This is a genomic window from Peribacillus muralis (assembly GCF_001645685.2).
GTDB classification, from domain to species: domain Bacteria; phylum Bacillota; class Bacilli; order Bacillales; family DSM-1321; genus Peribacillus; species Peribacillus muralis_A.
Genome location: NZ_CP017080.1, coordinates 3,923,890 through 3,948,841, shown reverse-complemented (window position 1 = coordinate 3,948,841; position 24,952 = coordinate 3,923,890). Strand labels below are relative to the sequence as shown.

25 protein-coding genes, 2 pseudogenes and 1 riboswitch are annotated in these 24,952 nt (G+C 38.8%); of the genes and pseudogenes, 16 read left to right on the top strand and 11 right to left on the bottom strand.

The window, feature by feature from the left end; all coding sequences use genetic code 11:
* Positions 1-9: 9 nt before the first annotated feature.
* The 10 genes from ABE28_RS19185 (at position 10) to ABE28_RS19145 (ending at position 9,136) form a co-directional block, all read left to right on the top strand.
* Positions 10-999 (top strand): zinc-dependent alcohol dehydrogenase family protein, encoded by a 990-nt coding sequence (locus ABE28_RS19185; protein ID WP_064465477.1) that lies wholly within the window; start codon positions 10-12, stop codon positions 997-999.
* A 137-nt stretch (positions 1,000-1,136) separates the two neighbouring features.
* Positions 1,137-2,447, top strand: a complete 1,311-nt coding sequence (locus ABE28_RS19180) for an amidohydrolase family protein (RefSeq protein WP_064465476.1) — start codon at positions 1,137-1,139, stop codon at positions 2,445-2,447.
* A gap of 882 nt (positions 2,448-3,329) precedes the next feature.
* A complete protein-coding gene (locus ABE28_RS25855; protein ID WP_257390635.1) occupies positions 3,330-3,485 on the top strand; it encodes a hypothetical protein in 156 nt (51 codons plus the stop codon).
* 26 nt (positions 3,486-3,511) lie between these two features.
* Complete coding sequence (locus tag ABE28_RS19175) at positions 3,512-4,222, top strand: GNAT family N-acetyltransferase (RefSeq protein ID WP_257390634.1); 711 nt, start codon at positions 3,512-3,514, stop codon at positions 4,220-4,222.
* 127 nt (positions 4,223-4,349) lie between these two features.
* Positions 4,350-4,461: riboswitch (SAM riboswitch) on the top strand.
* Positions 4,462-4,619: 158 nt separating this feature from the next.
* A complete protein-coding gene (locus tag ABE28_RS19170) occupies positions 4,620-5,642 on the top strand; it encodes a methionine ABC transporter ATP-binding protein (RefSeq protein ID WP_064465475.1) in 1,023 nt (340 codons plus the stop codon).
* Between the two features lie 13 nt (positions 5,643-5,655).
* A complete protein-coding gene (locus ABE28_RS19165; protein WP_064465589.1) occupies positions 5,656-6,306 on the top strand; it encodes a methionine ABC transporter permease in 651 nt (216 codons plus the stop codon).
* A 21-nt stretch (positions 6,307-6,327) separates the two neighbouring features.
* Positions 6,328-7,200, top strand: coding sequence for a MetQ/NlpA family ABC transporter substrate-binding protein (locus ABE28_RS19160; RefSeq protein ID WP_064465474.1), 873 nt, complete (start codon positions 6,328-6,330; stop codon positions 7,198-7,200).
* 78 nt (positions 7,201-7,278) lie between these two features.
* Positions 7,279-8,484 (top strand): M20 family metallopeptidase, encoded by a 1,206-nt coding sequence (locus tag ABE28_RS19155; RefSeq protein ID WP_064465473.1) that lies wholly within the window; start codon positions 7,279-7,281, stop codon positions 8,482-8,484.
* 209 nt (positions 8,485-8,693) lie between these two features.
* Entirely contained in the window at positions 8,694-8,912 is a 219-nt protein-coding gene (locus ABE28_RS19150; RefSeq protein WP_083232149.1) for a Fur-regulated basic protein FbpA, read from the top strand.
* 32 nt (positions 8,913-8,944) lie between these two features.
* On the top strand, positions 8,945-9,136 hold the full coding sequence (locus ABE28_RS19145) for a hypothetical protein (RefSeq protein ID WP_064465472.1): 192 nt from the start codon (positions 8,945-8,947) through the stop codon (positions 9,134-9,136).
* Positions 9,137-9,196: 60 nt separating this feature from the next.
* Here the strand turns inward: ABE28_RS19145 and ABE28_RS25230 are convergent, their stop codons facing one another.
* The gene (locus tag ABE28_RS25230; protein WP_156775835.1) at positions 9,197-9,373 is read right to left on the bottom strand and encodes a hypothetical protein; all 177 of its coding nucleotides are present in this window, start codon (positions 9,371-9,373) and stop codon (positions 9,197-9,199) included.
* A 593-nt stretch (positions 9,374-9,966) separates the two neighbouring features.
* Positions 9,967-10,095: a hypothetical protein gene (locus tag ABE28_RS25850; protein WP_257390633.1), complete on the bottom strand. Its 129-nt coding sequence runs from the start codon at positions 10,093-10,095 to the stop codon at positions 9,967-9,969.
* A 136-nt stretch (positions 10,096-10,231) separates the two neighbouring features.
* Between ABE28_RS25850 and ABE28_RS24665 the strand changes: the two are divergent.
* Positions 10,232-10,680: pseudogene (locus tag ABE28_RS24665) on the top strand (Lrp/AsnC family transcriptional regulator).
* 59 nt (positions 10,681-10,739) lie between these two features.
* On the opposite strand, the gene ABE28_RS19140 reads toward ABE28_RS24665, so the two are convergent.
* The 6 genes from ABE28_RS19140 to ABE28_RS19115 are packed head-to-tail and all read right to left on the bottom strand — an operon-like array spanning position 10,740 to position 16,668.
* On the bottom strand, positions 10,740-11,945 hold the full coding sequence (locus tag ABE28_RS19140; protein ID WP_064465587.1) for an aminotransferase class I/II-fold pyridoxal phosphate-dependent enzyme: 1,206 nt from the start codon (positions 11,943-11,945) through the stop codon (positions 10,740-10,742).
* 20 nt (positions 11,946-11,965) lie between these two features.
* Positions 11,966-13,138, bottom strand: a complete 1,173-nt coding sequence (locus tag ABE28_RS19135; protein ID WP_064465471.1) for an MFS transporter — start codon at positions 13,136-13,138, stop codon at positions 11,966-11,968.
* Positions 13,135-14,556 carry an alanine--anticapsin ligase gene (locus tag ABE28_RS19130; RefSeq protein WP_064465470.1) on the bottom strand — a complete coding sequence of 474 codons (1,422 nt, stop codon included), beginning with the start codon at positions 14,554-14,556 and terminating at the stop codon, positions 13,135-13,137. The genes ABE28_RS19135 and ABE28_RS19130 overlap by 4 nt, the downstream gene beginning before the upstream one ends.
* Before the next feature lie 17 nt (positions 14,557-14,573).
* Entirely contained in the window at positions 14,574-15,338 is a 765-nt protein-coding gene (locus ABE28_RS19125) for a glucose 1-dehydrogenase (protein WP_064465469.1), read from the bottom strand.
* A 29-nt stretch (positions 15,339-15,367) separates the two neighbouring features.
* Entirely contained in the window at positions 15,368-16,072 is a 705-nt protein-coding gene (locus ABE28_RS19120) for a cupin domain-containing protein (protein WP_064465468.1), read from the bottom strand.
* A 5-nt stretch (positions 16,073-16,077) separates the two neighbouring features.
* A complete protein-coding gene (locus ABE28_RS19115; RefSeq protein ID WP_064465467.1) occupies positions 16,078-16,668 on the bottom strand; it encodes a prephenate dehydratase domain-containing protein in 591 nt (196 codons plus the stop codon).
* A gap of 253 nt (positions 16,669-16,921) precedes the next feature.
* Here ABE28_RS19115 and ABE28_RS19110 point away from each other — a divergent pair, with 253 nt between their 5' ends.
* Positions 16,922-18,019, top strand: coding sequence for a bifunctional 3-deoxy-7-phosphoheptulonate synthase/chorismate mutase (locus ABE28_RS19110; RefSeq protein WP_257390632.1), 1,098 nt, complete (start codon positions 16,922-16,924; stop codon positions 18,017-18,019).
* A 170-nt stretch (positions 18,020-18,189) separates the two neighbouring features.
* Here the strand turns inward: ABE28_RS19110 and ABE28_RS19105 are convergent, their stop codons facing one another.
* Positions 18,190-18,966 carry an SDR family oxidoreductase gene (locus ABE28_RS19105; RefSeq protein ID WP_064465586.1) on the bottom strand — a complete coding sequence of 259 codons (777 nt, stop codon included), beginning with the start codon at positions 18,964-18,966 and terminating at the stop codon, positions 18,190-18,192.
* Positions 18,967-19,284: 318 nt separating this feature from the next.
* On the opposite strand from ABE28_RS19105, the pseudogene ABE28_RS24660 reads away from it, so the two are divergent.
* A pseudogene (locus tag ABE28_RS24660) lies at positions 19,285-20,552 on the top strand (IS3 family transposase).
* Between the two features lie 52 nt (positions 20,553-20,604).
* Here the strand turns inward: ABE28_RS24660 and ABE28_RS19090 are convergent.
* Positions 20,605-21,834: an MFS transporter gene (locus ABE28_RS19090; RefSeq protein WP_064465464.1), complete on the bottom strand. Its 1,230-nt coding sequence runs from the start codon at positions 21,832-21,834 to the stop codon at positions 20,605-20,607.
* Between the two features lie 307 nt (positions 21,835-22,141).
* On the opposite strand from ABE28_RS19090, the gene ABE28_RS19085 reads away from it, so the two are divergent.
* Together ABE28_RS19085 and ABE28_RS19080 are read left to right on the top strand one after the other, a co-directional pair.
* Positions 22,142-22,759 carry an undecaprenyl-diphosphatase gene (locus ABE28_RS19085; protein WP_064465463.1) on the top strand — a complete coding sequence of 206 codons (618 nt, stop codon included), beginning with the start codon at positions 22,142-22,144 and terminating at the stop codon, positions 22,757-22,759.
* Between the two features lie 86 nt (positions 22,760-22,845).
* A complete protein-coding gene (locus tag ABE28_RS19080) occupies positions 22,846-23,265 on the top strand; it encodes an NUDIX hydrolase (protein WP_064465462.1) in 420 nt (139 codons plus the stop codon).
* A gap of 61 nt (positions 23,266-23,326) precedes the next feature.
* Here ABE28_RS19080 and ABE28_RS19075 read toward each other — a convergent pair whose 3' ends face one another.
* Complete coding sequence (locus ABE28_RS19075) at positions 23,327-23,908, bottom strand: LOG family protein (protein WP_064465461.1); 582 nt, start codon at positions 23,906-23,908, stop codon at positions 23,327-23,329.
* A gap of 428 nt (positions 23,909-24,336) precedes the next feature.
* Here ABE28_RS19075 and ABE28_RS19070 point away from each other — a divergent pair, with 428 nt between their 5' ends.
* Complete coding sequence (locus ABE28_RS19070) at positions 24,337-24,912, top strand: TetR/AcrR family transcriptional regulator (RefSeq protein WP_083232147.1); 576 nt, start codon at positions 24,337-24,339, stop codon at positions 24,910-24,912.
* Positions 24,913-24,952 lie beyond the last annotated feature (40 nt).

Below are 24,952 nucleotides of genomic sequence, written 5' to 3'. Positions count from 1 at the left end.
ACGATGATTTTGGAAGCCAATTGCATTACATTCCATGAATTCGGAAGTCCACAAAGCGTGTTGAAAGTGGAACGCAAAAAGGTCCAACCTCCTCTGGAAGGAGAAGTCCTCGTTCGGATGACCACACGTCCGATTAATCCGTCTGACCTGCTGCCAATCAGAGGCGCATATTCCCACCGAATCCCCTTGCCTGCGATTCCAGGTTATGAAGGCGTCGGCATTGTGGAAGAAGTGGGCCCTTCTGTTTCAAAAAACTTCATCGGCAAACGTGTCCTGCCTCTGCGCGGCGAGGGGACGTGGCAGGAATATGTAAGAGCATCTGCGGATCTAGCCATCGTGATTCCCGATTCCATCGAGAATCATGTAGCGGCTCAATTATACATAAATCCGTTGACGGCCTGGTTAATTTGCACAGAGGTGTTGGCGTTGAAGCCGGATGATGCATTGGTCGTGAATGCCTGCGGATCTTCGATTGGCCGCATCTTCACCCAGCTATCGAACATCCTTGGCTTCAAGCTGATTGCGGTAACAAGAAACGATAGGTACACCGATGAACTGCTGAAGCTCGGTGCTGATCATGTGATCGATACGTCCAGTATCTCCATGATCGAGGCCGTGATGGAAGTGACGAAAGGGTTCGGAGCGAAGGCGGCGATCGATTCAGTGGGTGGCATTGCTGGCTCGGAGCTGGCTTCTTGTGTTCAGCCTAATGGCATTCTGCTGACGATCGGCCTTTTATCAGGTCAATCCGTCAATTGGGCGAAAATATCACAACAAACAAAGGTTCAAGTGAATATGTTCCATCTACGGCATTGGAATAAACAGGTATCCGTCCGGACTTGGCAGGAAACGTTTAACCTCTTGATGGGTTTCATTGATGATAAAAGCTTGAAGCTCATGCTGCCTCGTTCCCACTATGATCTTCGGGATGTGCAGGAGGCCATAACTGTCGCTGAAACTCCCGTCAGCACTGGAGGTAAGATTTTTTTAAGCAGCTGATTGAATGGAATTAAGTTCCTAAGGCAAAAGGAAATCACCCCTGATAATATGGAATTACTTGATTACAGGTCTGCTGCTAGTTTAGAATGCGGAATAGACACATATTGAGCAATGATACGACTTTGGAGGAGATACGAATGAAAACGATATATACGAATGCTACTTTTTTTACGATGGATAAGGAAAATCGAATCTTTGAAAATGGCATGATGGTCGTACAGGACCAGACCATCTCCTCTATCGGTCCGCATTCAAAAGAGCAAATGAAGGATGCAGATCAAGTGGTCGACCTTGGCGGGAAATGGGTGATGCCAGGTCTTGTGAATGTTCATTCACACATCGTGATGACACTGTTGCGCGGAATCGGCGATGATATGCTGCTGAAGCCATGGCTAGAAACGAAAATCTGGCCGATCGAGGCTCAGTTCACAACCGAAATCGCCTCTGTAAGCACGCAGCTAGGCATCTTGGAAATGATGAAATCAGGAACGACGACATTTTCTGATATGTTCAATCCTAACGGTATAGATGCAGGTGCAGTCATGGAAACGATAGGCGAAACAGGCATGCGCGGAGCCTTCTCCTACACGATTTTCAGCTTGGGCAGCGAAGCAGACCAAAAAGCGAACCTCACTGGAGCTGAACAATTCTCCAAAGCATATAAGAATTTTGCCGATGGCCGCCTGACCACGATGGTCGCCCCGCATAGTCCGTATGCCTGTACGCCTGAAGCGATTTCGGAAAGTGCCCGGATTGCTAAGGAAAATGACCTGATGGTGCACATTCACGTATCGGAAACGGACTTTGAAATCCTCGACATCGAAACGCGGTACGGAGCCCGTCCTGTCGAGCACCTTCGCCGTTTAGGCCTGTTCGACCAACCAACCGTAATGGCGCATGGTGTCGTACTTAACGAAGAAGAACGGTCGATCTTGAAACAGCATGATGTCCGTGTTGCCCACAACCCAATCAGTAACCTAAAGCTCGGATCGGGGATTGCCGATGTAGTCAGCCTCTTGAAAGCAGGCATAAAAGTGGGCGTGGCAACAGACGGCGTCGCCTCCAACAACAACTTTGATATGTTCGAGGAAATGAGGACGGCGGCCTTGCTGCAAAAAGGCATGTACAAGGACGCCACCCAATTCCCTGCTCAAACCGCACTGGCCATGGCCACCAGAATGGGCGCCGAAGCAATCGGCATGAGCCATACCGGCTCACTCGAAGCAGGTAAAAAAGCGGACTTCATCACGATCTACCCTCACGACAAAGAACATCTGCAGCCGCTGAGCGAAGCCTATTCGCACTTGCTCTATGCCGCACGAGGAAACGACGTATGTGATGTCTACATCAATGGCAAAATGGTCGTCAAAGACCGCGTCTCCCTCACCATCGACGAAGAAAAAGTCATTGCCGAAGCCAACCGCCTGCAAGGCACACTATCTCGATAAATATCAACATGAAGAAGCTGCATGTGCAGCTTCTTTTTTTTATGGATCGAATGCCGTAAAGGAGGATCGGCCGGAATAAATGGTGCTTAGGTCGAATTAATCGATAGTAGGTCGGAAAAAATGGTGCTTAGGTCGAATTAATCGATTGTAGGTCGAAAAAAATGGTGCTTAGGTCGAATGATGTGTTAGTGGGCCGAAAAAAATGGAGTTTAGGTCGAAAAATTCGAGAGTAGGCCGAAAAAATGGAGGTTAGGCCGAATTAATCGAGAGTGGGCCGAAAAAGATGGAGTATAGGCCGAATTATGTGTTAGTGGGCCGGAATAAATAGGTTTAGGCCGAATAATTCGATAGTGGGCCGGAATAAATAGGGTTTAGGCCGAATGATGTGTTAGTGGGCCGAAAAAAATGGAGTTTAGGTCGAATTAATCGATAGTGGGCCGGAAAAAGTGGAGTTTAGGCCGAATTAATCGATTGTAGGCCGGAAAAGATGGAGTTTAGGTCGAATTAATCGATAGTGGGGCGGAATAAAAGGGGCTTAGGTCGAATAATTCAGGTGTAGGCTAAAAAGATAAATAATTCGATAATTTCTCTTCAGTTTGAAGTCCGCCTCCAGTCCAGTTTCTTAGAAAGAGATAAACAGAGTAAGCCTGCAAGAAATAATAACAGAAAAATGGGTATGGCATAAAGGGTTAAAAACGAGAATATGAAAAAAATGCTACTAACTGCAAAGACTAGCCAGCTAATGATGAGCAATATACTAGATAAAAAATCTTTGCTAGCATTGAATATTTAAATCACCTCCGTCTGGAATATCCTGTTAATATATAGTATACATGATTTTACAAGCGCATGCCTCGTACGCGTTCAGGTGGAAAAGGTGAGATGAAGGAAGTGAATAACGAAGCTTTCTCTTTAAAAGAACATTTGCAGCAGTTGGAGGAGAGTTTAGTAACGTCCGAGATTCGTAAATCAGTGGAAGCACTTGCACGGATATTGAAGGGTGGCTTCTTTAAGTTCGGCAGTTCAGGCCGGATATAGTCAAAAAGCGATTGTATGGGGTCAGAATGATCTTAAGCGATTTTGACATGCATCCCTTATCCGAAGATACCGTGTTAACGAAGTTTCTGAATTTTGATGAAGTGATGGCCGAGCATACGATAAGAAGTTCAATCTGGCAATATCGTAATGGCAGCTGGCAAATGTTTTTTCATCAAGGGACGAAAACGAATTGCCCTCTTATTAACAGCAAAGTGTGCATGAACGTATCAAGAAATTATCCCAACAAAACGAAAGAGGGAGATGGAATGATCTTTCGAACCATTAATATCGACAAAGATAAGGAAACAATCGTTGCATTCCGGAAGGATTCGTATGTGGTAAGCTTTGGGTCGGAAGAAGGTTTTGGCGATGAAGAGGCCTATCTGCAGCGAATGCGGGAGAGGGTGTGCCAGTTTCCGGATGGGCAGGTGATCATCGAACGGGATCGGAAGCCGATCGGACAGATGGAGCTTCAAATTCGCCAGTATGACGGGGCTGAGATCGGCTATGTGAATCTGTTTTATCTTATTCCGGAATACCGCGGTAAAGGGCTTGGCAAGGAGTTGGTCAGCTATGCAGAATTCTTTTTCAGGAAATTCGGGGTATCCGAATATCAGTTAAGGGTGTCTCCAGATAATCAGGATGCGCTTCGTTTATATTCGAAGTCAGGAATGGTGAAGCTACGGGAGGAAAACGAAAGGTATCCTGTATGGAGAATGAGTAAATTCTTGCTATAAGTATTTTGATATAGTAAATAAACGATAAATTAACTATCCTATTAAAATATTTCGAATGTTGGAAATGGTGGTTGACTTCTACGAAATTTGAGTTTATAGTGAAGGACATAATTAAATATTACGTTATTTCTTATCAAGAGATGTGGAGGGACTTGGCCCTATGATACCTCGGCAGCGGGTTTTTACTTTTGTAAAAATACTGTGCTAATTCCAACGGACGAAAGTTTGAAAGATAAGAAGGAGCTTTTCTTAGATAATTAAATTAAGAGTTTACTCTTTTTTATTTCTAAAAGAGGCCTCTTCTGTCTGATGACGGAGGAGGCCTCTTTTGTTTATTCATGGCAAAGCTCTTCTCTGATATGAAATCGAAAAAATGAACAACGTGGGAGGAGACAGGATGATAGAGTTTCAGCATGTTAAAAAAGTTTACGAAACAAAGAAGCAGACCGTCGAAGCATTGAAAGGAATTGATTTGACCGTTGAGAAGGGGGATATATTCGGTGTTGTCGGTTATAGCGGGGCTGGGAAAAGTACGTTGATCAGGTTGGTCAATTTGCTGGAACATCCTTCTGAAGGTAGGGTAATCGTCGGCGGGAAGGAGCTCACTTCATTGAACCCGAAGGAATTGCGGGCAGAAAAGAAGAAAATAGGGATGATCTTTCAGCATTTCAACTTACTAAACTCAAAGACCGTTTTTGATAACATTGCGATGCCGCTCGTTTTATCGGGCACGCCGAGTAGGGAAATCAAAGACAGGGTTGGCGAGCTGCTTGAGTTCGTCGGCTTATCCAGTAAGGCAAAGAGCTATCCGGAACAATTATCCGGCGGTCAAAAGCAGCGAATCGGGATTGCGCGGGCATTGGCCACCAACCCATCGATCCTTTTATGTGATGAAGCGACATCTGCGTTGGACCCGCAAACAACGAGTGCCGTTCTGCAGCTGTTGAAGAAAATCAATAAAGAATACGATATCACCATTTTGCTCATCACCCATGAGATGTCCGTGATCAGGGAAATTTGCAATAAGGTGGCGGTGATGGAGGGTGGATACGTCGTTGAACAAGGGTCAGTGTTCGAGGTTTTTGCCAAGCCCCAAACCGAAATCGCCAAAAACTTCGTGAGAACGGTGATCCATGATGAGATTCCGCAAAGTTTCCTAAAAAGGATAGGGACACACGTTCCGATTATTTGGAAAATTAATTTTATTGGGACTACTTCCGGTACCCCGCTGCTTTCGACGATCTCGAAGAAATATGATGTTCACTTAAGTGTATTATCTGCCAATATTTCCGAAATTCAAGAAACGCCGTTTGGGAATTTGATCATCGAAGTGACAGGTGACAAACAAGAGGTAGCCGAGGCGTATCAATATATTAAAGATGAGGGAATTCTCGTCCAGGAGGTGCAGGTAAATGGGTAATTCACTTTGGGGAATGGAAATAACGGCAGATCAGCTATCGACTGCTTTCGGCGACACTCTTTATATGGTAGCCCTCTCGTTGATTTTTTCCGGACTGATCGGACTTCCGCTGGGCGTCTTGCTCGTCATAACAAGGAAGGGTCACATCATGGATAATAAATGGATCTTCAATGTATTGAACCCAATCATAAATATTGTGCGTTCGGTTCCATTCATCATCTTGCTTGTTGCAATCATTCCGTTCACTAGATGGATCGTAGGCACGGGAATTGGTTCGAATGCGGCAATTGTTCCACTTGTTTTCTACGCCGCGCCTTATATTGCCCGGCTTGTGGAAAACTCCCTGTTGGAGGTGGATAAAGGAATCATCGAGGCAGCCCAGGCAATGGGGGCGACAACATGGCAGATCATTTATCGCTTTTTGATTCCTGAGGGACTCAGTTCGCTGATCCTTACATTTACAACAGCGACGATCGGGCTTGTTGGTGCCACGGCGATGGCAGGAGCGGTCGGTGCAGGCGGGGTCGGGGATCTAGCTTTGGCTTACGGTTATCAAAGATTCGATACGATGACGATGGTCGTCACGGTAGCAGTGCTCGTGATCATCGTTCAATTACTGCAATCCACCGGGAACTTCGTTTCCAGAAAAATCAGAAGAAGATAAACATATCAGGAGGTAGGAGACATGAAGAAAATTTTAGTAACGATCATCGTATTGACATTTGCACTTATCACGGCAGCATGCGGAAACGAGAAGGGGGCATCAGGCGGTTCAGATGATGTGAAAACAGTGAAAGTCGGTGTCAGCAGTGGGGATACGCGAACGTGGGAGTACATTGTCGAATTAGCCAAAAAGAAGAACCTTAACATCGAGCTGGTCACGTTTAATGATTATATTCAACCAAATCTTGCCTTGAGCGAGGGCGAAATCGATGCGAACTCATTCCAAACGGTCGCCTATTTCGATGAATTCATTCAAGACCAAAATTTGAAATTGGAAGCCATCGGGTCGACCGTCATTGCGCCAATGGGCCTTTATTCGAAAAAACATAAAAGTATAAAAGACATTCCAGATGGTGCCACTATTGCCGTTCCGAATGAAGCGACGAATTGGGGACGCGGCTTACTCCTTCTACAGGAAGCGGGCTTGATTACATTGAAGGATGAATTCAATGGGTCGGGATCAGCGAATATCATCAAGGATAATCCGAAAAACTTGAAAATCAAACCTGTTGCTGCCGGAAGTACGCCACGTCTGCTGGATGATGCCGATGCTTCCACCATCAATAGTAACTTTGCCGTTGAAGCGGGACTTAACTTAAAAGATTCTTTATTCCATGAAAGTGAAACGGCGAAGCCATATATCAATATCATTGCGGTCAAAAAGGGAGATGCCGATCGTCCTGAACTGCAAAAATTAGTCGAACTATATCATTCTAAAGAAGTGGAAGCGTTCATTAAAAAAACGTATAAAGGAAGCTCGATTCCGGCATATGTGACGGTCGATGAATTATTGAATTACCAGAATTCCTGGACAAAACCAGCTAATGAAAAATGATGCAAAGATCGAGAAAGCCGGATGCAATATAGTTAGCTATCCGGCCTTTTCATTCAACAGAAAAGGGGAGTTATCAAAATGGGAATTGAATTAGTGAAGTCGCCTCAGCAAATCATTGCCGATCACATCGATGATCATTCCGACTTATATGTGGAAACGAGTCAGGCGATCCATGCCAAACCGGAGATTGGCAATCAAGAGTTCTTCGCTTCGGATACGTTGACGACGTTGCTTCAAGAGGCAGGCTTTGAAGTGACTCGCGATATAGCTGGTCACGAAACGGGATTCATTGCCAAAAAAACCTCTTCCAAGCAAGGGCCCACGATTGCCTTTTTGGCAGAATATGATGCACTGCCGGGGTTAGGTCATGCCTGCGGCCATAATATCATTGGTACGACGAGTGCGGCGGCAGGAATTTCCCTCGCTCAGGTGCTGGAGGAAACAGGCGGCGAGGTGATCGTGTTCGGAACGCCTGCCGAAGAGGGAGGTCCCAATGGAAGTGCAAAAGGCAGCTTTGTGAAGCACGGCCTATTCGATGAGGTCGATGCTGCGATCATTATCCATCCGGCCGGAAAAACGGGTGTGACAAGTCCATTTTTGGCTGTCGATCCTCTGGATTTTCACTTTTACGGAAAAGCGGCACATGCTGCGGCTGCACCGGAACAAGGCGTGAATGCACTCGATGCGGTAATCCAGTTGTTCAATGGCATTAACGCATTGCGCCAGCAGCTTCCGGCCGAGGTCAAGATTCACGGAATCATCACCAATGGCGGGGAAGCGCCTAACATCATTCCTGAATATGCTTCCGCCAGGTTCTACATCAGGGCGACAACCTGGAAATTATGCCAGGAAGTATCCGGAAAAATCCGTGATATAGCAAAAGGTGCAGCACTTGCCACAGGAAGCACGGTCAAAGTTGAACGGTTCCAAAATGAAGTGCTCGATTTCATCATTAATCCGGTTCTGGATGAGGTGCTGAAGGAGGAGCTGACTGGTTTAGGTGAAGCGGTGGCTCCTAGAAAAGAGAGCGGCTTTGGCTCAACGGATGCAGGGAATGTAAGCCATGTTGTCCCGACAGCCCATCCGTATATAAAAATTGGCCCGGATGAGCTAATTGCCCATACGAATGAGTTCCGCGACTGCGCCAAATCCCCAAGAGGGGAGCAAGCGATTCTCACTGGTGCTAAGGCCCTTGCCCTTACAGGGTATCGATTGATTACGGACAAAGACCTATTGAACCAGGTAACAATGGCATTTTATGAAGCAAAGCAAAAGGCTGAATGAAATTTGGAAAAAAAAGAAAAAGTTGTTGACTATGAAGCAGAGAGTTTGTAACATAAGAGACAATAATACTAAGTAAACTAATAAGAATTATAGGTTAATTGACCGGAAAACCGGAGACTTTTTCTTTCATATAAAGAGATGTCTCCGGTTTTTTTATGTAAGGTCAAGAGGAGTACGCAGTGGTGTTCATAATGAGGGAGGGTTTTATTATGGGGATGAGATTACGCAAAGCAGTTGAAACGAAACGGAACTTTCTAATCAATAAGTTGATTAACGAGGGGATTTATAAAAAGAACGACATCCATCTATTTGAATGGACCTTGACCGATTTAGAGGAGGAATATGTGAAATTAAGTAAAACGAAACAACACGAAGCGGACACTGGGGATCATCCCCCCTGTATGATTGAGCACTGGGCCATCCACTGAAACGAGCAAAAAAAAGAATAGGAGCTGGTGAAATGAAGAGGGATACGGAGGAAAGACAATGGGAATTGATTTATAAACTTAGGATCCATCATCTTTATAGGAGTGAAGAGCAGCTTTTGAAGCTACCCTTACATGAATTGGAAATGGAATACAAACGATTGCAATCGGACTGTCATCCCCACAGTGATTCGGGTTCGATCAACTGGATTCATGCAAAACGTTAACACTTCATGCTCCGCAAAAAATCATTCATGATGCTACTTGCCTTATCGGCTGATTCGGCATCATAGTTGGAGGGCAAAGAATAGCAGTACAGGGTACTGTGGCACCAATTCGCTATAATTCCTGATAGGAGAACCGTAAAATCCAGCGATTCCATCGACACATTCTTCCTCACTGCACATCCAAGCCACAATCGCACCTGTACCCGTTGCTGAAAACTTATTCGTAAACATTCTCAATAGCCGATAAGCTTCCTCTTGGAATAATCAAAAACTAGCTTTCGTTCCAATCAATTCGGACAAATGACATCGAAACGCTGTTCTGCCAATAAGTCACAAACATCCTGCGGGGGTTATTTCCCCGCTGTCCCGTTACATCAATAAATACGCGGATGCGAAACACATCGGGATTCACGTCAAAGGTGGGATGGCGTACCGGAACAAGAATATCCGGAATCCGATGTGCACATCGAAGTCGGCACGGTCGATAAGAAATGGGTCCGCCGCATGTAAACTTCGTTTGTGTGCGGTTGCTTCGCAACGAAAAAACATATTCGCTAGGAGCGAATACAAAAACCCAAACCCTTCATGATGATATAGAAATATGGATGAATCATGGTATTTCGTTTGCGATGATTCCAAAAATAAGTATGAGATATGTCTCAAGTGTATGGATTGTTGTAATTGTTCTAATAATGATTACGAGTATTAAAATATAGGTACGTAAAGTTTGTTGTAGAAAGAGTGAAGAAAGGGTCTTCTTATCGAAGAACCTTTTTTATGCGCTGCTTGTTAAATTAAGGGACCCGTTTAAGGTGACTAGGAAAACAAGTTCAATCCTGCGGGGGAATATATTCTCCTGTTGTTACATTAAAGCCAGTTGCTTTCATTTTTGTATTGTCGCTATTCCAACCTAACTCTAACATCAAGGTAATATTTTTCTCTATGTCTTTTCTAAGCATAAAATTATAACCTTTAGCCCTGTCCTTACCTGCCTGTTTTCAATGCTTTTTAAGCAACTCTGGTACTATTCCATATAATTCCTATATAATATATTTACAACTTACCTAGTAGTGTTCATATAAAAACAAGATAGACATGGTAGATCAAAAAAATTTACAAGTATTATTAGAAGATTCTAGAGTCTCTATTAGGGAGTTAGCAAAAAGAGTTCAATTATTTGCTCCTTCAGTTGCAGAAAGGGTTAAGCGAATGGAGAGCGAAGGAATAATACAAAAATATTCAGTAAAAGTAGATTATGAAAAATTAGGATGCGATATAGAATGCTTCGTAGAAGTTTCATTAAGAAATGGAGAATACGAAAGGTTTAAAAAATTTATCGAAAGTTATATTTATGCTGAATATTGTCATAGAATCATGGGGAAATCATGTTACTTAGTTAAGCTACGTATAAGATTGAAACATTTATTAATTCTATAAGTACTTTTGCAATAACTGCTACGAATATAGTTTTATCAAGTGTTGAAACTAAAGCTAATTTTCTTGAAATAAATAATATAACAGAAGAAGCAAATGACACTTATTAATATAAAGGAGTATGTGCAAAGATTCTATTCTTCAAGCAGAAAAGGCGCCAAAAACAACATTATATTGTTTCTGGCACCTTTTCTATAGATGAAAAGTTAATATTTAATGATTTAATCCTTTTTACTAATTCATCCAGTCTTTCTGTGCTAGTTACCATTGAAAGTCTAATATAATCTTTAGCATTTACCCCAAATACTTCACCAGGCGTCACAGCAATATGAGCCTCATTTAGTAATAGTTCAGTAAAAGTAAAAGAATCAAAACCATTAGGGATTTTAGCCCAAACATAAAATGTTCCTTGGGGTTTTTGAATTTTCCAATCCAATTCTCTCTGACAAGCTTGAATAAAATGTTCAGCTCTAGACTCATAGACACTGTTCAAGTCTTTAACACAGCTTTGATCACTCTCTAGAGCCGTAGCGGCTGCTTGTTGTACAGCGCCAAAAAGACTAACAAATATATGATCTTGAAAAGTATTAATTGCTTGTATAACTTTCTCATTACCAACAGCAAAAGCTACTCGCCATCCGGCCATATTATAGGTCTTAGAAAGTGTATAAATTTCTATGCCTACACCTTTAGCACCAGGTGATGACAGAAAGCTAATTGGTTTTTGCTCGTCAAATCCAAACCCTGCGTATGCAAAATCATGAACTACACATATATTATTTTTCTCTGCGGTCTTTACTGTCTCATTGAAAAATTCTCTATTTGCTGTTGCGCCAGTAGGATTATTAGGATAATTTAAGTAAAGTAACTTTGCTTGTTCCAGAACTTCTTGATCAATATCGTTATAAACAGGAAGATAGTTATTAGTTGGTGTAACTTTAAAATAATAAGGATGTGCTCTCGCCATCATTATGCCGGAAAGGTATTCTGGATAGCCCGGATCAGGAATTAAGGCAACATCTTCAGGATTTAGTAGAGATTGACTCACAGCATATAAAGCAGCTTTACCCCCGTTAAATATAACTACTTCTTTATCAGGATCAATTTCTACATCATATTCGCGTTTATAAAATTTACTGATTGCTTCTTTGAGAAACTTATGACCTCTAAATGGTGAATACTTATGGAATCCCGATTTATTAGCAGCTTCTATTAAAGAGTTAACGATATGAGGAGGAGTTGGTAGGTCTGGATTACCTTGACCTACATTTATTACATCTATCCCCTTATTAGTAAGTTCATTTACTTTATTAATAATCACTGAAAACTCCTGATCTGGCAATGAACTTACTGTTTTTGATGGTGATATTTCAATCATAAATTACCTCTCCTAAGTTAAAGCTCAACATTTTTAGATTTTTGCAAGTGAATTTTATTAACGATATTAGTGTGTATAAAAAGCCCTAATAAAGTTATTGTTATTAAAATCATGATAGTAAAAGTATTAGCGAAGTTAATTAAAATTGAACCAACAGATATAAACAATCCAATTAAAGCTTCCGATACCGCAAAAATCCGACCTTGAATATCATTGCTGGAATTTTCTTGAACTTTCACTTTAGATAATACTTCTCCATACTCCATCGCTACAAAAAAACCGATTGCTGCTATAAACGCTAATATAAAATTGGTTGAAAATGTAAATAAAGATATCGATATAACACTTAATACAACAAAATAAGCTAAGCCCTTGTTAGTATTAAATCCCCATTTGTTTACTAGATGAGCACCTACAAAACCACCTAATCCTATGGAAACTGTAAGTATAAAATTCCCAATTTCTCCATCACCAATATATTTACTTACTAAAGGAAAATAACTGTAAATAACTCCCCATAAAAGAGCCATGGTCATCATTGTAAATACTGCATTAAGTAAAAATGGATTGTGAAGAATTTCTTTAATGCCTAGTTTGAAAGAGATTTTAACGTTCTTAAGACTTTTATTTAACTCTACTGCAGGTTGAACATTCATTTTACTTATAAATATAGCCGAGATAAAATAAGTTATAACATTAAAAGCAACGGCCATTTTAACAGAACCGAAAAATAAGAAAATAGCTCCAAAAAGCGCACCTACAATAATGAATAATGTGGTAGCTTTAGCAAACAATGTATTAATATGTTTAATATCATCTCCAAGCGAAGACATTACAGCTAATCTTGCTGGATTAAAAAATACACCACTACCATAAGATAATAGTAAAAGTATTAAGAAAATCCATGCATACTCTCCCTTGGGTAAGAATACAATCCCTAAAAATATGAGTCCTCTTATAATATCTGTCCATAGCATAATCTTTACTCGATTAAATCTATCAACTAATACTCCTAAGAAAGGTTGAAATATCATAGGGATACTTCTGACGACAATAACGCCAGAAGTCACCCAATAATCTTCATAATAGGTAGATAAAATTAAAAGCGCAGGTAAGACACAATAGTCCCCCATAAATGACAAAGCTTGCCCGACTAATAATAACTTGGAGTTTTGACTAAGGTTATTCATGTTGTAATAGGTACCCCTTGTAAATATAATTTAGCGTATTTCTTTATCTCTTGAATAGATTTGACTATATCCTGGGAACTTGTTCCCTGTAATTCTAGATAAGCTAAACCATTAAATGCTTCAAAAAGTGTTAAATCAAGTTGGCTGCCCTTATCAACAGTGTTAAAAGAATTGATTTTTGTATCTCCTACTAAGATATTTTCGGGAATTACAATACTATCAAAAATAATGTTAGACACATTTTCTAATAATTGCCCATTTATTTTAAAATCATGAGGATATAAATGGAAGTCCGCCACATAATTATATGGATCAGTTAATAATTCCTTAGGCAGATCTTCTGAATACCCTTCACATAGAATGTCCACTAACACTTTAGCAGCATCTACATTGAAAGATTTTTTTATATTTGGAATCATGTTCCACCCAGCAAATCGGGCTGCAGTTTCAATAATTCCTACTTCTCTATTTTTCATTAGTTTAACTTCAGTATGAGTAGCACAATGCTCTAAGCCTAATCCTTCATTTGCTTTTTTTACAGCATCTAGGATTTTATTTCTAGCATCCACATCTAATATAGTAGATGTGATATGGGCAGTTTCTGTGAAACCTATTTGAGGAGTTTTATCATGAATAGCTAAAGGATAATATTTCGCTCCTATCATCATCCCTTCAACACTCACGTAATCTGAATAACCAAGTTCTGTATACCAATCTTCATATTCACCTTGTAAAAACTCTTCTACTATAAATGGAGCCTCAAAAGTAACGGCTTTAGGTACACCAATACTATCTAAATATTCTTGAGCATCTAGGAAGATTTTTTCAGCATCTTGCTCATTATAAATAAAGGTAACACCAATTGAACTAGCTAAGTATGTAGGTTTGAGTACTAGAGGTACTCCAACATATTCTAGGGCTTCTTTAAAGTCTTTTAATGTTTTTACTCTTTTACTTTTAATAGCTTTGACTCCAGAATTATTGAAGGATTCTCTCATTAAATTTTTATCTCTAGCTTTTTGAGCTGCTTCTACTCCAGCTCCTCTTAATCCTAATTTTTCGCATGCCTTTGCCATAGGAGAAATAAATAATTCATTATTAGTAGTAATTGCTTCAACATTAAACATAGTAGCAACTTTAATGATATCATTTACAACGGCTTCTTCTGATTTACCATACTCTTCTTGAGCCCAATAAATGGAATCTGGATGTTCAAAATCAGATATTTTCTTCAAATAATCCACATCTTTTACTACAGCCACTGAATACTTTTCAATAAAGTTTGCATGCCCGTTTGTTATGGCAAAAGGTCGAGGGATATAGCTCACTATGTTGTAACTTTCGGCAACGCTCTTGTAGAACGCGTGAGGAGGGCACCCTCCTAAATCTGCAATTACTAGTACTGTTTTTCTTTCCATTATAAACACATCCCTCTCTAAATGGCTGTGTATCCACCATCTACACTTATAGCTGTACCTGTAATATAATCGGACATATTAGAGGCTAAAAATAACATTGTATTTGCTATATCTTCCGGAGTACCTAGTCTCCCTAATGGGCTTAATTTTGCCTTTTCTTCTTTTACGACCTCTAATGCTTGTTCATTATTTAAAGTAAATGACTGCTTATTAAGTGGTGTATCAATAATTCCTGGACAAATACAATTAACTCGAATATTGTTTTTGGCATACTCAATTGCCAATGACTTAGTTAATTGTAATACCCCGCCTTTAGTGGCATTATAGGCTGGAATACCTGGCCATGCTACCAGCCCGCTTACTGAGCAAGTATTAATAATATTTCCCTTATTATTTTGAATCATATAATTTAAAACATATTTACTACACAAAAATACGCTAGTTAAGTTAACATTGACAATTTTATTCCATTCTTCTAATTCCATTTCATGGACTGGTGTACTAATTTCAATTCCTGCATTGTTAATAAAAACATCGATAGTTCCATATTTATCAATAGTTTGTTGAATTAAATTTGAACAATCTGCCTCATTTGTTACATCAGTAGGTATAAAAATAAAATTATCATTTTTCATTTCTTTTTCTACTGAACATCCTTTGTCAATGTCAATGTCTGCAATTACTACTTTAGAATATGTTGCTAAGAATGCTTTCGCGGTTGCTAGACCAATTCCAGATGCTCCACCCGTAATTACAACAACTTTATTTTTTAAATCCTCCATAGAAAAACCTCCTCGTTACATGCAGTCAATTATAATTTTCTTTGCTTCTTTTTATTGTATCTAGGAGGAAGAAATAGATTAATAGATCTTGTATTGTGATCTAAATTATTAATAGCACTATGAGTTTCTTTTGCTTCACAGAAATACGTCGTACCGAATTCCATAGTTTTGGTATATTCTTCGATTGTCATTTCATACCCACCACTAATACAAATTCCTATCTGCTCATTACGATGTCTATGTTCAGGCATTTCACCTCCATTACCTGGAATATCAGCTAGCATTACTTCAATCCAATCTTCTACGAAGAATGTCACTTCCATGCCCGGCAAAAGATCCTTCTTTTTAAATACTTCTAAAAAGTAATCTTCTGGAGCAGTATAATTTTCCTCAGTCTTGTACCTTTTTACATCGACAGCAATAACTTCTTTATCTGAAAGATTAGATGCACCATGCGGAATATTAGGTGGAGCTATATAAGCAGCATCTAGAGGAGTTAATATTCTTTCAACATCTCCAACTCGCATCATAAGTTCACCTGAAATAACCATTCCTAATTGTGCTTCTTTATGTTGATGCATATCAACTACTACTCCTGGAGGAACATAGGAAATTAGAACTTCTGTATCATTTCTACGTGTACAATATTGTCTAACTCCATTTTCCCATTCTTTTAATTCTGCCTTAGGGAAATATAACTCACTTTTATCTTTTAAAACATTGTCATTTTTCATTTTCGTTATCTCCTTCCAAATACGGACCAACTCATGGGTATATGTTTAAATTGATAAACAAAATCCAGACCATATTTCTCTTTAGCTACTTCATTGGTAATGGCGATATTGTAAACTGATTCTTTTACTAAGTTTGCTGCTACACTAGTAGAATTTACAGTATGAATTTTGGCCTTTGTATTTAAAAAATACTTTAATAGGTTGATGGGTGCCGGATGAGAAACAATTGTCTCTGAGTCTAATAATTCTTTATGATATGGAAATCCTTTTCTTACAGCTAAACCATACATTGGTGTATCACAACGAAACAATTGAATTAAATCAATATTGGATTTCATGTAAAACTCATTAATTCCTCCGTATGCATGAGGAACAATAATGTAATCCAGTAATCCTTTTTCTAAGTTTTCCATACTTTCTTCGAAAGTTTGAAAAAGAATCAACTCACTGAATATCCCTTGATTAAATAGATAATTGTCCATAAAGAGATTAGCTGCAAACTCACTACTTGTACCAGAAGGTCCTAGAGTTCCTACTTTGATAGTCTTCAAAGGAGTCTGTATTTTTTCTTTGGTCAAATCATTTAAAATTATCAATTGGCATCACCATTTTATTTTTTTTGTAAAATAAAAATTTTCACAAAATTCACGGCCGTAATATTTGGAATAATTTACATTACTTAAGAATAATAAAAGGTTTTGTTAAACATTGTCAATATATGTTTTTATAAAATTTTGTAAATTATTATTATTTTTGTAATAAAAGGAAAATTAAATTGACATACAACTGTACAATCTGTGAAAATATCTCAATACATGAATACATATTTTTTTACAGGAGATGAATAAAATGGAAACTCTGAATAATTTAAGAATTGATGTAGAGCAGTTAGACAATGAAATTTTAAGCCTTCTTAGTAAAAGAGGTGAGTTAGTTAAAAAAATTGGTTTGACAAAAAAAGAATTAAATGTAAATATTTTTGACCCTTCAAGAGAACTAGAATTGCTATCCAAAATAGATAATAACAATCCTGGACCCTACAATATTGAATCACTAAAACGGATATTTAAAGAGATATTCGCCGCTAGCAAGTTTTTGCAGTATAATTCAGAATTAAAAGAAAATAAACCTTTTTTATTTTCTAGAGACTATAAATCTGAAGATACAATTGTAAATGTTAATGGTCAAAACATCGGAGATGGAATTCCTCGCTTTATAATCGGTCCATGTGCTGTAGAAAGTTTTGAACAAGTACAGAAAGTAGCTGCTGAAATGTCTAAAAGAGGCTTGAATCTCCTAAGAGGTGGAGCTTTTAAACCTCGAACATCTCCTTATGATTTTCAAGGTTTAGGAATAGATGGTTTGAAAATTTTATCATCTGTTTCTAAAGAATATGATATGGGAGTTATTACTGAAATAATGAGTACAGATCAGCTGGAAGAAGCTTTAGAGTATATTGATGTAATCCAAGTAGGAGCAAGAAATATGCAAAATTTTTCACTTTTAAAAGCTGTTGGTCAAACAAATACACCTGTACTTCTTAAACGGGGATTGTCCGCAACTATTGAGGAGTTTAAATTGGCTGCTGAATACATTCTTGCAGAGGGAAATACAAATGTAATCCTTTGTGAAAGAGGTATTCGAACTTATGAAACTGCAACTAGAAATACTTTAGATATTTCAGCAGTCCCTATTTTAAAACAAGAGACTCACCTACCCGTAGTAGTAGATGTAACTCATTCCACAGGTAGAAAAGACTTATTAATCCCAACAGCTAAGGCAGCATTAGCTATTGGCGCAGATGGAATAATGGCAGAAGTCCATCCTAATCCTGCCATAGCGTTATCAGATTCAAAACAACAAATGAATTTCGATGAATTTAATCATTTCATGGATGCTATAGAAACTTTTTCGAACAAAGCAGTATTAGAACCAGTAAATTCCTAAAATACAATAGACAGGTGTATGAGAATCACATGGCGCTCAATTAACAACCATTATTGAAGGTGTTCCTGCGGGATTATATTTGGCTGATTTATAAAATAACTAGCTAAGTAGCCGTAAAGTGTAAACTTTACGGCTACTTGAATGATAATATCGTAAATTAATAAATCCTTTTATAAGCTTTTTAGAGTACCGCCATCTACTGAAATTTGCTGACCAGTAACGTATGCCGCCTTTTCAGAGCATAAATAAGCTATTAAAGATGAAACTTCTTGTGGGTCTCCCACTCTTTTGGATGGAATATCTTCTGCAACTGCAGCCTCTGCTTTCTCCCTGCTTATTCCATTATTAGTTATTAAATTATCGATATACTTATAATACCTATCAGTTTTTATAAATCCTGGATTTATGCAATTAACCGTAATTTTTTTTTCAGCAAGTTGACGTGAGATATTTTTACTTGCATTTATAATAGACGCATTAATTAGACTATTGGTGAACATATTTCCAGTAGGCTCTTTCCATAAATTACCTACCAAGTTAATAATTCTACCGTATTGATTTTTTTCCATCAAAGAGGAAGCATTTTTCATACAATCAAAGTATGTTATAGCTTTATTAGAAAATGCATTAACAGTTACATTAGGATCATAGTTCTGAAATGTATCTGGAACTCCTCCAGGAATATTATTAATTAAAATATCTAATCGTCCATATTCTTCTTTTATTTTAAAAAATAAATGATCCCTTACATTTTTTTCTGTTACATCTCCCTGAAAAATCATATGGTTTCCAAGGTTAATATCGTTGATTTCATTCATTAAATCTTTTAGAGTTGATTCAGTTCTTGCATTAATAATTAAAGAGTACCCTTCTTGAGCCAATTCTAAAGCAACAGCTCTTCCAATTCCTTGACTTGCTCCAAGCACCAGTGCAACTTGTTTATTAATCATTTCCTCACTCCTATTTATTTCATACACCTATTATTTTACAACAGATATTGTTAATCAGCCTATTTAAATAACTAATATTTACTAAAAATAAATATTTTTAACAACTTTTCAGTTAGTAACCAGAAAAGTTAAATTAGGTAGAATGCCTCCTTTTCTAAAATGTATAAACTAAAAAAAAAGCTCTCTAAATTATGAACTGAACCCCGAATAGTCAACACTTTAGAAAAAGTGACCTATTCGGGGGTTTTTCTGTTTTTTCTTAAGAGAAACCCCGTTATACTAGTACATAATAATTTCGAACGGGAGAACATGATCATGAGTAAAATTATTTTTAATGAGCATCAAATACGATTATTAGAAGCAAACCCTAATGTGCCATTCAGTATATAGCCGAATTTAAGCTGCGAGCAGTGACAGAAAATCCAGCAGGAAAAGGTCCCAAATAAATTTTTGAAGAGAATGCATTTGACCTAGATATGATTGGGGTAAAAAAAGCTCAAAGTGCGCTAGGTCGCTGGCGCAAAACGGTTCACATACACGGTGAACAAGGCTTCTTAGAAGAACGTCGTGGAAAATCTAGTACCGGCCGTCCAAAGAGTGTAAACGTATCTTCAGACAAAAAACTCGCTAAAGCAGAAGCAGGGATTCAGTTATTAGAAGCTGAACTAACGCTGCTAAAAAAGCTCAACGAACTGGAAAGGAAGGCGAAGAAGAAACAATTGCAGCTCCAAATAAGAAGTATCAAGTCATCCATGAAGTGGTTCGTCTCTATCCAACTAAAGAATAGGATAGGATAGGATGCGAATTAGCCAGGGTCAGTCGTGGTGGCTATTGTAAATGGCTTCAAACAACAGAGAAACGGGCGCCAAGGGAAATCTGGGTACCGCCTACTCTATATGGAGTTGGCTGAGCGATTAGAAGTGCCGATGAACCATAAGAAGATTCTTCGAATTATGCGGAAGTATAACTTCTTCGCCAAGGTGCGAACTCCTAATCCATATCGTCAATTAGCGAAGGCTACACAAGCACACAAAACGGTACCAAACTTACTAAATCGACAATTTAATCAAGATGAACCGAGGAAAGTTCTTTTAACGGATAGTACGTATTTGCCCCACATAAATGGACAGGTGGCTTATTTATCCTGTGTTAAAGACGTGGCAACACCTGAAATCGTAGCGTATGAACTCTCCACTAGCTTGAAAATGGGAATTGTGGAGAAAACTTTATGTAAATTGGAAGAAGCTTTAGAAGGAATGATTCATCCTGAAGCCATCATTCATTCAGATCAGGGCTTCCACTATACGCACCCGGATTATCAATCACGAGTGAAAGAAAGGGGACTCGTACAGTCGATGTCCCGGAGAGGCAAATTACTTGGATGATGCGCCAAGGGAATCTTTCTTTGGTCATTTAAAGGATGAGGTACAGTATAAAGAAGCAATTAATCTCAATGAATTAATCTCAATGAATTAAAACGAATGATCGAACGGTATATCGATTACTACAATACCGAACGTAAGCAATGGACGCTAAATAAGATGGCTCCGGAAAATTACCAAAGCCATCTCGTCGCTATTTAATAAGAGCCACTACTTTTTTATTAAGCTGTCTACTTAATGGGGCGCAGTTCATTCATTCAATAGATTGTTGTTTATCAGGTTGATTATAATAAGCTTTAATACTAATTAAAAAACCTAAAAAGCTTATAGCTGCACAAACTATAGATACTATTTTATATCCAAAATTCACGTAAATGGGTCCCATTAATGCAGAACCAAGGGTGACTGCAAGATTAGAAGTCAAACTATAAATAGCCAAAATCCTCCCTCGATATTTATTTGAACAATTACTTAAGATTGTACTTAACATAGTAACTGTCAAACTTTGCATTCCACCCCATAAAAATAGTAGAAAGAAAAATAGCCAATAAAAATTACTTAGATGAGGGATAATCCATAAAATTATAGTTAATAGCGCCATAGTAAAGATAAGAGAACGGCTTTTGCCTATCTTGTCTGCATATTTTCCAGAAAAGTAGCTTGTAGCAAATCCTATTCCGTAAAAAATCAGTACAACACCTGTAATAGAATCCCCTAATGGTAAAGTAGAACGAATATAACTTCCTAAATAAGTATACATTCCATAAAACCCTAACATATTACAAAATGTAACAACAATAATTAAAAATACGTTAGGTTTAAATAGAGCCTTTATAAATGAACGAACTAATGGTTCTTCAGTATCTTTATATTTAATTTTATTTATTTCATGCTTACCCTTAAGATCCATTAAAATAAGCATTGCAACCGTTATACCCAAAAGAATTAATATTGCAAAAGACCATCTCCAATGAAATATCCCTCCTATAAAAGAGCCTAATGGAACTCCTAATATTAAAGACAATGACCAGCTTGATACAATTGCCCCCATAACTTTCCCGCGACTTTCGTAAGGAATTTGTTCTCCCACAAAAGCGTAAGCTGTTGGAATAAAAGTTCCTGCTGCTAGTCCAGAAATAGCTCTTCCAAGAAAAAACCACTCAATATTTCCTGCTAACGTACATACAATTGTACCCACTAGAAATAAGAGAATTCCAATTAATAAACTTAAACGATAAGAAATTTTATCACTAATAGGGGCGAATAATGGAGCTCCTATAATTACAGCAATGCCATAGATGCTTACGGAAAGACCTACGATGTCCACCGTAGAATTAAAAGAGTCTGCCAAATCTAATAATAATGGTGAAATTACTAATTCTTCAGAGCCTGCTGCAAAAATCCCCAATACAAGTGCTGTAATCATTAAAATAGGAAATTTGAAATTTTTGTTATTAGGTGGATTAATTTCGTTACTAGCCATATCTATTAGCCTCCCTTGAACATATATGTAAAGATATTAAGTAATTTATTATAATCATAAAAATGAGTATTTAGAATATAAAACATTAAATCCACATTGACATGTTGGTTCAATCCATAAATTTCGTGCAGGACTATGCAGCATATGCCCCCCATTATACATAATGAAAAGCTAGAATAGGCCGATATCAAGAATAACAATCACGTGACAATAGTGTAAGATGGCAGCGTAAACTGTTAGGAAAATCGATGGCGCCAAAGCTTCTTTCTCTTTTATTATGAAAGAAAAGAAGAAAGGCGGTCCCCAAATGAGTCTTACAGAATCGAATGTTCATTTATTTCGAATGATAAATGATTTAGGGAAGCAACATGCATATTTGAATCCTACAGCCATTTTCATTGCCGAGTATATGGTATTCCTATTGGCATTGGCAGTCATCGTAGTATGGTTCACTAGAAATGAACGGGGAAGGATGATGGTGGTTTGTGGGGTGGTTACGTTTGTAATAGCTGAAATGATGGGGAAACTCGCCGGGAGGTTGCATTCGAACAATCAGCCATTTGCCGAATTGCCCCATGTTAATCAGCTAATTGAAAAAGCCGTGGATAACTCATTTCCAAGCGATCATACCATCCTATTTTTCTCGTTTTGTGTATCCTTTTGGCTTTTTAACAGGGGATGGCAGGTGCTTTGGATCATGCTCGCTTCCCTTGTTGCCATTTCCCGTATTTGGGTAGGGGTCCACTTTCCGGCGGATGTGCTGGCAGGAGCCATAATCAGCATCATTGCAGGATGGACCGTTTACATGGTCGTTCCAAAAATCAGCTTGGTTCATACTTTACTAGCGAGATACGACAAGTATGAACAAATGGTTTCATCCCCATTAACTAAATCAAAGCAAAAAAATCAAAGGAATTGTAAGTAAGATTTTAAAAAGGGTTGAAGGAATTGCGATTTGGTAATGCAGGGTAAAGGAAAGGCTGCTGTTGGTGATTGACGGGGGGATTAAACATGACGCCAATAAAAAAAGCTTATGGGTATGTGATAAGAATCAAAAATGGAAAAACACAGGTATTGGTTTTCAGACATCCCATTAGGGAAGCCGGAATCCAAATACCAAAGGGTACAGTGGAGCACCATGAAAATACTTACGAAGCCGTAATTCGGGAGATAAAAGAAGAGACGGGACTTGAATCATTTCAGGTGGAAGCTTTAATTGCCGAGGATTTTTGGGAGAACGCGGATGGGGCCATCCATCATAGATATTTTTATCGAATCCGTGTATGGGATGTTCCTGATCAATGGGACCATCAGCCAACGGGTGGCGGGGATGAATCGGGTCTGACCTTCCGTTTCTTCTGGATTTCATCCGAACATGAAGTGCAACTAATTAAAGGGCATGGCGATTATTTAAGCGTGTTATTCACCTGACCTAACAGCTTATTACAAGCGGCCAAGATCATCATTGATCTTGGCCGCTTGGTTTTTATGATCAGGTTTGATTTTCGGTAATGAAGGTTTTTACGGTTGGCGGCTCATATGTATTGAATTGATCAAGAAGTCCGTTTGGTTCAACATCTACGAGCGCCATGGACCGGAATTTTTCATGGAGGAACTGCTCGTCGGACATATGATTGAATAAAGCGACCAATGGGTCATAATAGTGATTGATATTTAAGAGTCCGCAAGGTTTTTGGTGAAGACCAAGCTGAGCCCAAGTGAAAATCTCGAAGAATTCCTCCAATGTTCCTGGGCCGCCTGGCAAGGCCATGAATCCATCGGCCAGTTCAGCCATCTTCGCTTTTCTTTCATGCATGGATTCCACGACGATCAGCTCGGTTAAGCTCTTATGGGCGATTTCTTTTTTTTCTAGAAAATCTGGCATCACCCCAATTACATTCCCTCCTGCTTCCAGAACGGCATCTGCAACTGCACCCATGATTCCTGCACTTGAGCCGCCATAGACAAGGGTAATCTTACGTTTTGCCAGCTCCTTGCCCAGTTTTTTAGCCTCTTCAACATATACAGCAGATGCACCTTTGCTTGATCCACAGAATACAGCTAGACTTTTCAAAATATCACATCTCCCATTTAGTAATCTTCCTTTCTTATCATACAAAATTCAAGGGGGTTTGTTAAACTTGAATGATTTTAAGAAAGCGGTTGAATCTGTGCGTCACTGACTTTTTGAAGAATGCACATGGGAGATATATGGTGAATAAGTATATACTCCCTTGAAAGAAGTCTGCTTTGCCTGCATGAACAAGTTATCTGGCTGAAGAGTTGTGACAATCAGCGCTTTTTATGGGTCAAAAGTTGTTATTTGTATCTATTTTTATGGTTTTATAGAATTATACACAGACTTTTATCCTTTTTTATTTACGGATCATTCACAAATTTTGGGTACTACGCTCGATTGAGATTGGGTTTTATTGGGTATACACTTGCAGGGATAGGAATGAACGTTCATTCCGCATTTTCTGGATGAAAGGCTGATTCATTATGATAACGGCAGTAAATAAACGAGACAGCATCGTGTCCAGCGCCTTGGAGCTATTCGCGGAACGAGGTTATGATGCGACGACGATCCCGATGATTGCATCGAAGGCCGGGGTCGGAGCTGGTACCATTTATCGTTACTTTGAAAATAAGGAAGTACTCGGAAACAAGATTTTTCAAGGGTATGTGGATATTTTCACGGCTACGATCAAGAATGGATTTCCACATGAGGACTCGATTCGCAATCAGTTTCATCATATTTTCAAGTCCATGGTCCACTTTACAGTGAAGCAGGACCAAGCGCTTTATTTCATAAAAATCCATAGCGGGGCCCATTTCTTACATGAGGAAAGCCATATAAGCTTTCAAGGGCTTTTGAATATTTTTAAAAACTTCTTTGATTCAGGAAAGGAAAGAAAAGAAATCAAGGAACTCCCATCTTCCGCCTTGATCGCCATCATTTATGGGGCATTTCTTGAGCTGCAGCGACTTGTCCGTATTGGGGAATTAGTGCCGGAAGCGAAGCTTTTGGAAGATGTTGAGGAAAGCTTTTGGGATGCTGTCCGCCTGCACATTTGAGTAACATTCGATTTTCAGCCAATAAACGGAATGAACGTTC